The organism is Cyclobacterium plantarum (assembly GCF_011290685.1).
Classification (GTDB): domain Bacteria; phylum Bacteroidota; class Bacteroidia; order Cytophagales; family Cyclobacteriaceae; genus Cyclobacterium; species Cyclobacterium plantarum.
This window is the reverse complement of sequence record NZ_JAANYN010000003.1, coordinates 1-12,539: the sequence shown is the minus strand read 5'-3', so window position 1 is coordinate 12,539 and position 12,539 is coordinate 1. Positions and strand designations below refer to the sequence as shown.

Annotated in this window: 16 protein-coding genes; 4 read left to right on the top strand and 12 right to left on the bottom strand. The window is 43.7% G+C overall.

The genetic code is table 11. The features are described from left to right. Positions 1-57: 57 nt before the first annotated feature. On the bottom strand, positions 58-1,023 hold the full coding sequence (locus tag G9Q97_RS08080) for a GlxA family transcriptional regulator (protein WP_166145370.1): 966 nt from the start codon (positions 1,021-1,023) through the stop codon (positions 58-60). 260 nt (positions 1,024-1,283) lie between these two features. Here G9Q97_RS08080 and G9Q97_RS08075 point away from each other — a divergent pair, with 260 nt between their 5' ends. From G9Q97_RS08075 to G9Q97_RS08065, 3 genes are read left to right on the top strand one after another with little or no spacing between them, the layout of a single operon-like run. Next, complete coding sequence (locus tag G9Q97_RS08075; protein ID WP_166145367.1) at positions 1,284-1,718, top strand: VOC family protein; 435 nt, start codon at positions 1,284-1,286, stop codon at positions 1,716-1,718. Between the two features lie 11 nt (positions 1,719-1,729). Beyond that, entirely contained in the window at positions 1,730-2,638 is a 909-nt protein-coding gene (locus G9Q97_RS08070) for a VOC family protein (RefSeq protein ID WP_166145364.1), read from the top strand. Positions 2,639-2,692: 54 nt separating this feature from the next. Continuing rightward, positions 2,693-3,043, top strand: coding sequence for a nuclear transport factor 2 family protein (locus tag G9Q97_RS08065; RefSeq protein ID WP_166145361.1), 351 nt, complete (start codon positions 2,693-2,695; stop codon positions 3,041-3,043). A gap of 9 nt (positions 3,044-3,052) precedes the next feature. Here G9Q97_RS08065 and G9Q97_RS08060 read toward each other — a convergent pair whose 3' ends face one another. From G9Q97_RS08060 to G9Q97_RS08040, 5 genes are all read right to left on the bottom strand, one after another. Continuing rightward, entirely contained in the window at positions 3,053-3,967 is a 915-nt protein-coding gene (locus G9Q97_RS08060; RefSeq protein ID WP_166145358.1) for an NAD-dependent epimerase/dehydratase family protein, read from the bottom strand. A gap of 139 nt (positions 3,968-4,106) precedes the next feature. Then, on the bottom strand, positions 4,107-4,442 hold the full coding sequence (locus G9Q97_RS08055) for a n-acetylglutamate synthase (RefSeq protein ID WP_166145355.1): 336 nt from the start codon (positions 4,440-4,442) through the stop codon (positions 4,107-4,109). Further along, entirely contained in the window at positions 4,439-5,017 is a 579-nt protein-coding gene (locus G9Q97_RS08050; protein WP_166145352.1) for an O-methyltransferase, read from the bottom strand. Before G9Q97_RS08050 ends, G9Q97_RS08055 begins: the two co-directional genes overlap by 4 nt. A 75-nt stretch (positions 5,018-5,092) precedes the next feature. Then, positions 5,093-6,325: an MFS transporter gene (locus G9Q97_RS08045; protein WP_166145349.1), complete on the bottom strand. Its 1,233-nt coding sequence runs from the start codon at positions 6,323-6,325 to the stop codon at positions 5,093-5,095. A gap of 263 nt (positions 6,326-6,588) precedes the next feature. Then, positions 6,589-6,858: a hypothetical protein gene (locus tag G9Q97_RS08040; RefSeq protein WP_166145346.1), complete on the bottom strand. Its 270-nt coding sequence runs from the start codon at positions 6,856-6,858 to the stop codon at positions 6,589-6,591. Between the two features lie 170 nt (positions 6,859-7,028). On the opposite strand from G9Q97_RS08040, the gene G9Q97_RS08035 reads away from it, so the two are divergent. After that, a complete protein-coding gene (locus G9Q97_RS08035) occupies positions 7,029-8,261 on the top strand; it encodes a DEAD/DEAH box helicase (protein ID WP_166145343.1) in 1,233 nt (410 codons plus the stop codon). A gap of 18 nt (positions 8,262-8,279) precedes the next feature. On the opposite strand, the gene G9Q97_RS08030 is transcribed toward G9Q97_RS08035, so the two are convergent. The 6 genes from G9Q97_RS08030 to G9Q97_RS08005 form a co-directional block, all read right to left on the bottom strand. Continuing rightward, on the bottom strand, positions 8,280-8,972 hold the full coding sequence (locus tag G9Q97_RS08030; RefSeq protein WP_166145340.1) for a DUF5995 family protein: 693 nt from the start codon (positions 8,970-8,972) through the stop codon (positions 8,280-8,282). A 241-nt stretch (positions 8,973-9,213) separates the two neighbouring features. Then, entirely contained in the window at positions 9,214-9,888 is a 675-nt protein-coding gene (locus tag G9Q97_RS08025) for an ABC transporter ATP-binding protein (RefSeq protein WP_166145337.1), read from the bottom strand. Continuing rightward, on the bottom strand, positions 9,881-10,555 hold the full coding sequence (modB, locus tag G9Q97_RS08020) for a molybdate ABC transporter permease subunit (RefSeq protein WP_166145334.1): 675 nt from the start codon (positions 10,553-10,555) through the stop codon (positions 9,881-9,883). The genes G9Q97_RS08025 and modB overlap by 8 nt, the downstream gene beginning before the upstream one ends. Further along, positions 10,555-11,328, bottom strand: a complete 774-nt coding sequence (gene modA / locus G9Q97_RS08015) for a molybdate ABC transporter substrate-binding protein (RefSeq protein WP_166145331.1) — start codon at positions 11,326-11,328, stop codon at positions 10,555-10,557. The genes modB and modA overlap by 1 nt, the downstream gene beginning before the upstream one ends. Before the next feature lie 20 nt (positions 11,329-11,348). Beyond that, complete coding sequence (locus G9Q97_RS08010; protein ID WP_166145328.1) at positions 11,349-11,726, bottom strand: molybdopterin-dependent oxidoreductase; 378 nt, start codon at positions 11,724-11,726, stop codon at positions 11,349-11,351. 265 nt (positions 11,727-11,991) lie between these two features. Then, positions 11,992-12,330, bottom strand: coding sequence for a winged helix-turn-helix domain-containing protein (locus G9Q97_RS08005; RefSeq protein WP_166145325.1), 339 nt, complete (start codon positions 12,328-12,330; stop codon positions 11,992-11,994). Positions 12,331-12,539: the final 209 nt, after the last annotated feature.

Below are 12,539 nucleotides of genomic sequence, written 5' to 3'. Positions count from 1 at the left end.
AACAAAATGAAAAAAGACACTATTGCGAATCCGCCTTTTGAAAAAATTAAACTCTTTTTACCCCGAAAATTTCACCTTGTAATCCAAAGGAGACATATCGGTGTATTTTTTGAAGACTTCCCGGAAAGCTTTGGGGTCATTGTATCCAACATCATACATGATCTCACTCACCGTCTTTCTGCCTGATTCCAGTTGTTTTTTGGCTGCTTCAATTTTGATGCGCTGCATGTATTCCAGGATCGTATTGCTGGTGGCCTGTTTGAATCGCCGCTCCAGGGTCCTCCGGCCCAGTCCAAACCTTTCTGCCACAGCTTCTACCGTGATTTTCTGATCATAATATTTCTCCAGGTATTCCTGAGCAGCCAGAATCACCTCATCCTCGTGCGTTTTTTGCCCCTTGAAAATACTAAAAGGCAGTTGGCTGCTTTTCTCTATGTCCAGCAAAAAATATTTGGAGGCCAAAACTGCCATCTCCCGGCTGGTGTATTTTTCCACCAAATAGAGCAAGAGACTCCAGTATGCATTGGCCCCTCCACTGGAGTACAGGCCGTTTTGCTCGCTGATGACCCGGTCATCTACCAAATTCACATCCGGAAACATCGACCGAAACGTTGGCGCATGCATCCAGTGTGTGGAGCAGGTTTTGCCTTTAAGAAGTCCGGTAGCGGCCAGAATAAAAGCTCCTATGCACAAGCTGGCCACTTCTGCTCCGCGTTGGTATTGCCCGGTGATCCATTGAATCATGTCCTTGTTTTTTTCTATGGCCTGGTTGATATCTCCGCTGATGGCCGGAATAATGATCAGATCTGATTTTTCTATTTCCCGCATCAACCGATCAGGCCTGATAAGCAATAAGCCATTACTGAGATTTATCTCGGGTTTGGCCCCCACCAAGTGCACTCTGAAACAGGGAGCCTGGCCCGCTCCTGTCAAAAAACCATTGATGGCTGTAAACATGTACTGGGGATCAACGATCGCAGCAGGCACTGCCGTTTCCGGGACAAGAATATGCACATTTTTCATATGATTTCAATTGTTTTAAGCGGCCATATGGAATCCCTGCCTAACGGCAGGCGGGTCGCATGGTTTCCCCAATAGCTATCGGGGCATCCCAGTGTGTTGCGTTCTCATCATGCGCTATTTCATGCCCTAAAGATACGGTATAATCCTGTCGCATTCAACCCGTTACTTTGTCGGATTAACACAGTTGATCATTCTTTTAATTGTATTAAGTTTGTAGTAATCAATTCGAAAATAACAGGAACTCTCGAAAACCCAAAATAATGAAAACGATAAACCCTTACCTTGGATTCAATGGAAATTGCCGGGAGGCCATGACCTTTTACAAAGCCTGTTTTGGGGGAGATCTTCAATTCCAGACCTTCGGGGAATCTCCCATGGCTTCACAATGCCCCAAAGGGAAAGAAGGGCACATTGTTCACGCCAGCTTAACCGGAGACAATTTCCTCTTTATGGCAACCGACATGACTCCCCCTGATGGTTTCAAATCAGGAAGTGAAGTTTCTCTCGCTATCAGTTTTGATACAGAGGATGATATCCGGAAAGTTTATGAAAGGCTCAGTGAAAATGGAACAATTATCGATGATTTAAAGGAATCTTTTTGGGGTTCCCTTTTTGCTGTGGTGCGGGATAGCTTTGGAAAAGTCTGGATGCTGGATTTTGAAAAGAAACCAGAAAATGAAAACCCATCAACCTAAATATTCTTAACATGCACCAACTAAAAAGCCCTATTGTTCCTTGCTTATGGTTTGAGCAGGAAGCTGAATCAGCTGTAAATTTCTACGCGGCAGTTTTTGGTGAGGCAACCATAACCTCGATCTCCAGATATGGAAAGGAGGCTGCTGAATACCACAAAAAACCTGAAGGCACTGCCTTGTCGGTCAATTTTACCCTTCACGGACAGGAATTTCTGGCCCTGAACGGGGGACCCATGTATCATCACAGTCCGGGAATTTCCTTTTTCGTCACTTGCGAAACGCCGGAAGAAGCGGATAAGGTATGGAAAGCTTTGGCCGAAGGGGGCAGTGTTCTGATGCCCTATGACCAATACCCCTGGAGCGAAAAATATGGCTGGCTGAATGATCGGTATGGGCTTTCCTGGCAGATCTCTCTGGGAAAACTTTCAGATGTAAAACAAAAATTTGTCCCCTCACTGATGTTTGTCGGGCAAAAATTCGGAAAGGTAGAGACTGCTATAAATTTTTATTTGGAAATATTCCAACCTGCTTCCCTGGAAGGAATAGCCAGGTACGAGGAGCTGGATCCGGATGAAACCGGAAAGGTCAAGCATGCGCAATTTTACCTGGGCACCAATACCTTCATGATGATGGAGAGTTCACTGGCACACCAATTTGACATTACACCTGCTGTCTCCTTTATCATTACCTGCGATACACAGGAGGAAATTGATTATTACTGGGATAAACTGACCCAAGGGGAAGGTGATGAGGTGCAGTGTGGATGGCTCTACGACCAATATGGCGTATCCTGGCAGGTTGTACCCAGCATGTTGTCAGCAGGCATGAGAGATCCCGAAAAGGCGGGTAAATTGATGGCTGCCTTTATGCCCATGAAGAAACTTGATATCAGGTTACTGGAAAAAGCCATAGCACAATGACCCGTGCCGAAAACTTACAGACAATGATCCATCATAGAAAAAAGAACATAGCCTATGGAAACGAAACAAAAAGAATTTCTGAGAAAATTAAACCTGGCTTTTGCCAACAGTGAGGTGGCATTCATACTGGATGCTGTCTCAGAAGATATCGAATGGACCATTGTGGGGGACAAAATCATCAAAGGTAAGGGTCAGTTTGCTAAAAGCCTTCAGGAAATGGCCTCTCCTCAGCCCATGAAACTGGAAATCCGCCACCTGATTACACATGGGAAAGAAGCTGTAGTGGAGGGCAGCATGATCACGCCGGATGGGAAAAATTACTCCTTTTGCGATATCTATACCTTTAACGGATTTAAAGATCCCAAAATCAAAACCATGAAAAGTTATGTTTTTGACATCGACTAAGAGTTAAATTTAAACGCAACTTTTCAGTCCCTTTTCCAAATCCGTGGCCTTTAATCCGTAAGCCTTTTCAATTTTGCCGGAATCAAAACAATAGTCCTGATCCAATTGGTACCTGAGCTCTTTGATCTCTTTGAGCAATGGAATAAATACCGCCAAAATACTTACCATAAAACCCGGCAATACCTGTAATTTCGGAGGGACGCCCAGTTCTTTGGCCAGTATATCCACACATTCCTGTGCAGTGGGGTAGCGGTCTGAAGTAGGCAGGTGCCATACCTGGTTCCAGGCTTCCTCTTGTTGGGCCAAAAAGGCAGTGGCAAAAGCAGCATCAGGAATATAGGTGAACGAATGTTTTCGCTCTTTGCTATACAACCACTGGGCTGTTTTACCGGCCTTCATCCGGTTGATTACAGACTCATTCAGCATACTGAGTTTAGCATCGGGACCATAAAAATCAGCGGCTCGCACAATCATGGCTTTTAGTGTACCTGATTCCACCTCATCCATAATCATCTGCGCAATTTCTGCCCGGACTTTGCCCTTATTACTTTGGGGGTTGACCGGAGTTTCTTCCGTAAGGTGCCCTACATGGCCTGGATCATAACAATACATATTATCGAAAAAGACCAATTTAGCCCCATACCTCTGGCAGGCTTGGATCGTGTTTTCCATGATAAGCGGCCATTGCTCCTGCCACAACCGGGTTTTGTAAGTAATTCCGGCAACCAGGTAGACCGTATCCGATCCTTCCACAGCCGCATCTACCTGGCTCCCCACTAACAAATCAGCCTTTAACAAGGATTCCTCCCCATGAATGGGCTTGGGGTTTCTGCTGACCAGCCGGATATTATCGGTATACTTACTCAGGTCTTTTGCCAATTGCATTCCGATATTGCCTGAGGATCCAAGAATGGTGTGTAACATTGCTTTAAAGTTAAATTTCTTCAATTTAATACAATTGATCCTAATGTACTGCCAGGTCCAGAGAATTTTATTTCTCCAAAACAAACTTCAAGGTCAATGAATACCTATCGATTAGAAATTTTTACCTATCGGGTAGGAGCTAAACCTCTTCAAGCATTGATGTCCCCCGACTGTGGTCACCGGATGTCCACTGCCATTCTTCGTGCAACCTGATTTTCCCGTTTTCCATAATTTCCGGTCGGGAACGGCAGACACCCGTCATCAGTTCTCCCTTCACATTGACCTGATGGTACCGCATGTCAATGTGACCATTTTCGTCCACCAGACCAATAAGATGGCCCTTTTTGATTTTTCCTCCCTGATAAAGGGATGTCAGTATATTCCCTTCCTGTTGATAATGAAACAGGGTCTCTTGGGAAGTTTCGCCGTTTTCGCTGTTGGATACCGGCTTGAATTTTTTGTCATGGTAATTCATCTCTTTGTCGCTATGATTATTCCTGAAGACCAATGCAGTTTACTCAGCCATAGGTCGGTTCGATTCTCCAGGTATTTTACCAGCTCTTCCGCCTTTTTGGCATGTCCTTCAGGCCAGTTAGGTTGAGGCAACATATCATCAATGATGTAAATTCCTCCCTTTTGAAGCATGGACAGGGTTTCTTCTAATAATAAATATTTCCCATGCCAGGTGTCCGCAAAAATGAAATCAAACTTTTGGCCTTTATTGGAATTCACCCATTTTCCCCCGTCCATCTGTACAATTTTCAGGCGCCGGTCTTTTCCCAGATATTCCCGGGCAATGTCCAATAAGGTTTCATCATGGTCAAAGGTGGTAAGAGTGGCTTTTCCATCCATTCCTTCCAGTATCCAGGAGGAGGCCAAACCGGAACCGGTTCCCATTTCCAAAAATGTTCCACCGGGTTTTGAGGCGGCAAGGGTCCTGAGAAGGCTTCCGGTCAACTTATCTGAAGGCATTTTAAAACCTTTATCTTTGGTCGCCTCAAGAATAGCCTGGTAGGTATCGGGGGCTTTGGGGATCAATTCATTCCTCATATTTCCAAATTGATTTTGTTTGTAAACCGGTAAAAATACGGTTTTAAAATGACCATATCCCAAAGTGACCCAGCCTTATTCAGCAGGCACAGCTTCTTCCAGGTCCTCCACGATGGTCCCGGTATCCACAACTTTGATTCCCCGTATCAAGGGAATACACAATAAGCTAATGATTATGGCGGCATAGCCGATCATTTCAAAGTTATACAATTTCCCATCTCCACCTTCCACCAATACCATTCCTCCAACAAAGGAGGCCAGACCTGCACTCAATTGCTGTACTGCCGAATTGAAACTGAGAAAGCTTCCCCTGTTTTCAGGTTTTGCCGTACCCGTTATCAAAGCAGCAGCGGGCACCATGCGTCCATTGGAGGTTACAAAAAAGATGGTAGAGACGATCAAGGCATAATAAATTGGTGTTTCTCCCAGGTGGGTGATAATGGCTATGGGCAATACATTAAGGCTCATAAAGATGGTAAATACCCTGATCTTGCCATGTTTATCTGTCATCCTTCCCACCCATGGCGAGGTAAAGACGGTAAAAAATCCGCCTGCCATATAAATAAAGGTGAGCTGAAGCTCCGTAAAGCCAACATTGGACACCATAAATGGGCTTAAAAAAGGAATGATCATAAATTGACCCAGCATCATCATCACTGTCAAGGATATCGCCCTCATTTGATTGGCATTGCCTGTAACCCTTCGGATCACCTGAAGCGGACTAGGCCTCAAATTCCCCGTAACGAGGTGGCTGGTAATGGAGGGCACAAATTTATAAATCAATACCAGAATGATCACCGCCAAAATTGACAGAAAAACAAAGGGGGCATGCCAGTTGGAGATACTGGCGATATAAAGCCCAAACGGTACTCCAACTACCGAGGCTACCGAAAAAGCAGCCATCACCATTCCCATGGCCCGGCCCCTTCTTTTATCCGGAATGGCATCTCCCACAATGGCAAAAATCAAGGCTGAGGTCAACCCGCCAAATAAGCCTGACAGGATGCGGGCGGTTAATAGAAACGGGTAATTTGGTGAAAGGGCACAAGCAATGGTGCCCAGCAAGAACCCAAGGAATACCCACATCAGTATGGTCCGGCGATCATACTTATCCAAAATAAAAGCTCCGAGAAAACTACTTACCCCGGCACTAAAGGTATATGAGGACACCAACAGGCCAAACTCCTTCGGAGAAATTTCAAATATCCGCATCAGTTGTGGACCCAATGGCATTAATATCATGAAATCCACAATATGGGTAAAATTGACCGCAGCCAGTGTCCAGAGTAAAAGTTTTTCTTTATTCATACCGCCAAAACGTGTCCAGTAAAAACCTTCATACTATACTGAAAGTTCTAAAAAATGAAGATTATTCTGAATCTTAATGTTTTTATAATACCTGGAGATATTTTATTTGGAAGTGAGGTCATGCCATTTGAAAATGAGTTATCAAAAAGGTTGGCAGAAATCACCCCATCTGAAATAGGCATAAACTTGATTTAATCTTCAAAAAGTATCCTTGTATAGGATTTCATCTTTATTTAGTTAATTTGATGAAAAGACAAAGCCCCTTATTTCTCCACCACCCTCACATTCATTCGTTGAATAAAGGCTTCCTTCTGAGGATTCAGGGTAAAGAATATACGAATGTCTTTATGCGTTCCCTCGAGCAAAAAGCTTCCCCTTAATTGGTTCAAGGGATCCAGTTCCCCAACAGAAAGAATCGAACCAACTTCATCAAAAGCCTGATTTACAGCCATTTTTCTTCTCTCATATGGAATATCCTGAAAGAAATTATCGGCAAAAATTAATAGGGCTGCCAATAAGGACAAATTTTTCATGGTGGGTATGTTAGGGTATGGTAAGATACTTCAATTCTCATTTTTCTCCAATAAGCTTTTCACATGAAAGTCTAATAATGCTCCTGTTAATCTTATTTTACTTACCTTTGCATCTTTTAAGGATATCGGTAACAGAGCAATATTCTTAACACAATAAAACTAAGAATATAATGACATTCGAAGATCTTAAAATAATTCCCCCTTTATTAAAAGCACTGGAAGAGAAAAACTACAAAGAGCCTACAGCTATTCAGCAAAAGGCCATTCCGGTAGTTTTGAACCAAAGGGATATACTCGGAAGTGCGCAGACTGGAACAGGAAAAACAGCTGCTTTTGCCTTACCCATCATTCAACTGCTGCACAACTCCGGCTCAAAGGAAAAAGGCAGGGTAAGCATCAAGTCCCTTATCGTAACCCCTACCCGTGAGCTGGCCATCCAAATTGATGAAAACATCGCTTTTTATGCCAAACATACCAAGTTGAAACATGCCGTTATCTTTGGTGGGGTAAAACAGGGCTCACAGGTCAATGAACTGAACAGAGGGGTAGATATTTTGGTAGCCACTCCGGGAAGACTACTGGACCTGATCTATCAGGGATATATCAAACTCGACCAGATCAAAATATTTGTACTGGATGAGGCTGACCGGATGTTGGATATGGGATTTATCAATGACATCAAAAAGCTGCTGAAACTGCTTCCGACCAGAAGGCAGTCTTTGTTCTTTTCTGCCACCATGCCTGACAGCATCGTAGAATTATCTTCCAAAATTCTTACAGATCCAGTTAAAATCGAGGTCAGCCCGGTTTCTTCAGCGGCAGAGACATTGCAACAAAACGTCTATTATACCAACAAATCCACCAAGAAGGACTTGTTGCTGCATATATTGAAGGACAGGAAAATGGATCAGGTACTGCTTTTTTCCAGGACAAAGCATGGTGCTGATAAAATCACCAAAAACCTGAAAGCCGAAAACATCAGTGCTGCTGCCATTCACGGCAACAAGGCCCAAAACCACAGACAAAAAGTGCTCGGACAATTTAAGGATGGAACCATCCGTGTCCTGGTGGCTACAGACATTGCTGCCAGAGGCATTGACATTGACAAGCTACAATACGTGATCAACTATGATATCCCGGAGGATCCTGAGACCTATGTGCACCGGATCGGCAGATCAGGCAGGGCAGGAGAGTCTGGAACAGCCATTTCACTATGTGAGCCGGAAGAAAATGGGTATGTCAGGGATATTGAGAAATTGATCCGCCAAAAGATCGATGAGGTAAGAGACAATCCCTATCCACAAACTGATTCGCCCATGACAGCGCAGGAAAAGAAGGAATTCAACAAAGAAAAGCAGAGAAAAAAGCAGGCTTTCTTCGCCAACCGCAAGAAATCAAGGTAAGACGGGAAAACATCCATCTTACAAAAAGGTAATAAACTGATTGCCTCTTCTAAGGACCAGGGTTTCCTGTGCCTTACGAATGCTTTCCCTTTGCTTCTCTGATGGAGAGGAAAGCAGCTCCAGGTTTACCTCCCAAACCTCATTTCGCCATGAACTGATCAGTTTGGACAAAAGCCATTCGTCCAGCCTGCCCATCAATACATCAATGGCCGCCATGCTCCAAGACGAGGGATTGATGATGCTGTCTTGTACGGCATCAATGGTATTGGCAATAATTTCATTCACCAATTCGTGGTCTTTTTTCAGGGAATCCTTGTCTGTTTCGGGCAACTTTTGCCAGGTTTCTACCAGGCAGTCATATAAAGCCAGGGGCAAATCATAATTGATGTGGGCATTAACCCCCAATAACAAGTTTTGGGTGGTGTTGATTTCCGGATTCAAACTGGCATCGTGAACCTGTCTCCAGACTGCCGGAGAAATGTCAGGATTGTTATCATAGTGCCCCAATGCTTCAAAATAATATTCGGAAAACCGAAGCAACAAACGAGAAACCCAATCGGCATTGATGAATTGCTCACCGGTAATTGCTGCATACATGTTGCTGCTCATCATGCTGTAACAACCTAAAAAGACATGTCTCCGATCGCCGGTATTTTTCCAGCCATCTGCCCTTTCTTTCATGATTTCCAATAGAGATTGTACTTCTTGCATAGTATTAACCCTGATATTTGGACTGAACTTCTTAAAATTCATCTGCAGGCGCCATTAGGTAACATTCCTTGTCGCAGAACATTATTATATACCGCTTCACGGGAAAAGCGGCTACTGTTGAATTTAATATTGAAAATACAAAAAGCATTTCATTGGATCAATGAAAAGATGGTGTCACCTGATTATTCAGAAGTGTTTCGGAATCCTTTTTCTACAAAAATAACCAGAATAATCATCCGGTTTAATTCCCGAAGAAAATCCCGGGCTCCCCATCAAAGCTGAATTTCCCGTTCTCCAATACCAAAACTCTTTGCGCCATTCGCCTGATTTCTGAGGCATCATGACTGACAAGAAGGGTAGTAAGTGCAAAATCCTTGTGAAATTGAACAATGTATTGCTGCAGATTGGCCCGCATATCCATATCTAAAGCAGAAAGCGGTTCATCCAATAAAAGGATATTTGGCCTCCTGACCATTGCCCTGGCCAGAGCAACCCGCTGTTTTTGACCACCTGATAAAACCATGGGCCTTTTTTGGGCCAGCTTTTCCAGGCCCACTCTTTCCAACATTTCCGAAACAATGGCCGGGGCCTGTCCTTTATCCAGGGCAAATAGCAGGTTTTCCTCAACCGACATATTGGGAAAAAGAGCGTATTCCTGGAATACCATCCCAATATTTCTCCTTTGAGGCTTGAGGTTTATCTTTTGACTCTGATCAAACCAGGCCCTACCAAAAACCTGCAGCTTCCCTGCATCAGGCCTCATCAAACCGGAAATCATCCGCAAGATACTTGATTTCCCTGCGCCGGAGGGACCATAAAGTCCTACCAGTTCCCCCTGCTTGATTTGACAGGACACCTTTAAGCCCATTTTTCCATCCGGACCAAACAGCGATTTTTCCAGATCCAACTCAATCATAGCCCAAAACCCTGTTTTTATCGTGATTGACCCAGTAAGTGATCAGTAATACCAAAAAAGAAAATCCAATCAGCAGAAGACTGTACCTATTGGCCTGGCCATAATTCATGGCTTCTACCTCATTGTATATGGCAACAGAAATTACCCTTGTTTCCTCAGGAATATTGCCTCCCACCATCAAAACCACACCAAACTCTCCTACTGTATGCGCAAAGGACAAGACGGCTGCTGTCAATAGGGCACTCCTCATATTCGGTAGCAAAACCCGGGTAAGCGTGACCCACCTGCCTTTACCCAGGGTCTGGGCCGTATCCAGCCAGGCTTTTGGAATAGAAGCAAAACCAGATCGCAAAGGCTGAACCATAAAAGGCAAACTGTAGATAACAGATGCCAACACCAAGCCAGGAAAAGTAAATACCAGGCGAAGGTCCACATATTCATCCAAAAAAGCTCCCAGCGCATTCTCCGGACTAAAAGCCAGCAGCAGGTAAAAACCCAAAACAGTGGGTGGCAATACCAAAGGCAAACTCACAATGGCTTCTACTGCGTATTTTATCCGGTATTTGCTATAGGCCAGCCAATAGGCTAGTGGAATACCCAAAAAAAACAAAATTAAGGTAGTGAACAAAGCCAGCCGCAAAGTCAATATAAAGGGGCTAAAATCCATTAACCTTCAGGTTGGTTAAATCCAAAATAGTTAAGAATATTTTTGGCCGTTTGGGTTTTCAAAAAGGCCATAAAAGAGGCCGCTCCCTTACTATTGGCCCCATGCCTGGTCATCACGGCACCTTGCAGCAGTGGCTGATGGCTTTCTTCAGGAATTAGAAAATAAGAGGTTTGGTAGCGTTTCATAGTAGGTGAAAGTGCCAAAGATAGGGCAATAATGCCTGCATCTGCTGCTCCGGTGGAAACAAATTGTGCCGCCTGGGAAATATTTTCTCCCAGTACCAACCGGCTGGAAAGGGAATCATACATTTTGTAGTAAGTCAATGCTTCTACTGCACGCTGCCCATATGGGGCATGGTCGGGATTGGCTATGGCTATTTTTTTTACCCCGGCTTGCTGAAAAGCAGTTATGCCCAAGGGGGCCGTATCCATTTTTCTGCTCCAGACTACCAGCCTGCCCAGGCCATAAAGGTAAATTGCTGAGGATGTTAAAGCTTTTTCTTCCAGCAATTTGGGGTACGTCACATCTGCAGACATGAAAATATGGAAGGGTGCCTGGTTGGATATTTGTTCGTACAATTTACCCGAAGATCCGTAAATCGGACGGACCATCACCTGGTTTGTTTCAGAGAAAACGGTAATGATGGAATCCAGCGCAAATTTAAGGTCCGAGGCAGCCGCTACCAAAACCGGCTTTTCTGTTTGCGCCATAGCACACTGAAAAACCATCAGGGCTCCAACAAAAAATACCAACAATTTTTTACAAGAATGCATGTTCCTGTTTTTGGTTAAAGTTATTCATGCGCCATTTTTATTTCAATTTCCATTACCTCCCTTACCCATCTCGCCTGTTTTTTCTCATGGAGAACCACCAGGCGAAATGGGCCGATTCCCGGTGGAAGCGGATTCCCATCCTGTTGAAATGCCAAAAGGACCATTTTGTCCGAAAAAGAAGAATCCACTTCAGTAATAGAAAACACTGCCTGATATCCATCCTTGGCATGGATTAAAATATATTTGGCCAGATTTTCCCCTCTTATTCTGTCACCGGTCGGTGCGCCTGCCTTTTCAAGTACTTTGGATAAATTTACACCCTTGTAAGTTACCGTATTTCCATTTTTGTCTTTTACCATTAGCTCTTCCGGACCCATTTGGATTAAATCTTCCAACATTAGTTCACCTGGATTTGAAAGCTGCCCACTCAATCGAATTTTTGCAATACCTTGGTTTTGGGCAAACAATGTAGTTGCTGGAATTAAATAATAAATTAAGGTAACCAATGCAAGAGCAAATTGAGGTTTGTTCATTTTAACATGAAATAAAGCCGAAATTCGTTATATATCTAAATATATATCGGATTTCTGTAATTGCAAAAAGGTTGGGATTAAATAATGCTGCTTCCCATGATTGAAAAATAATCAAACTTATTGGAATGGATTATAACATATCCATGATGGCTGCTTCATCATCGGCTATTTTTTCCAGCTTTTTCTCCACTGCCGCAAACCTGTATATAAGGTTTTTTGCATGGTCGGTAATTTCTGCGCCCCCGCCTTTTTCACCCCCTTTTTTCAGGATCACATAGGGCTGGCTTCCCCGGCTGTTGAGGTCATTGACCATGTCCCAGGCTTTTTTGTAGGACATGCCCATTTGCTGGGCGGCTTTGGAAAGAGACCCTTCGGACTGGATCAGGGTAAGGAGTTGCAGTCTACCCGGACCGAAAAATTTCTCCCCATCCAGGGTAATCCAACACCTGATGCGTAATTTCTTTTCCATAAATTAAATTTTGAAGCAGGATTTTATAATGAAAGAAAACATAAACCGGACCATAATAAACCGACAGCAATCCGGAACGCATACAATTTCCGGAAATAAAAGTACGATCCTTTTTAACCTGAGTTCGATTAATAAATTCTACGAAATCCGACGATTTAGGGATGCCCATGTATAAATCTGATTAATTATGAAAGGGATTTGAATAATTA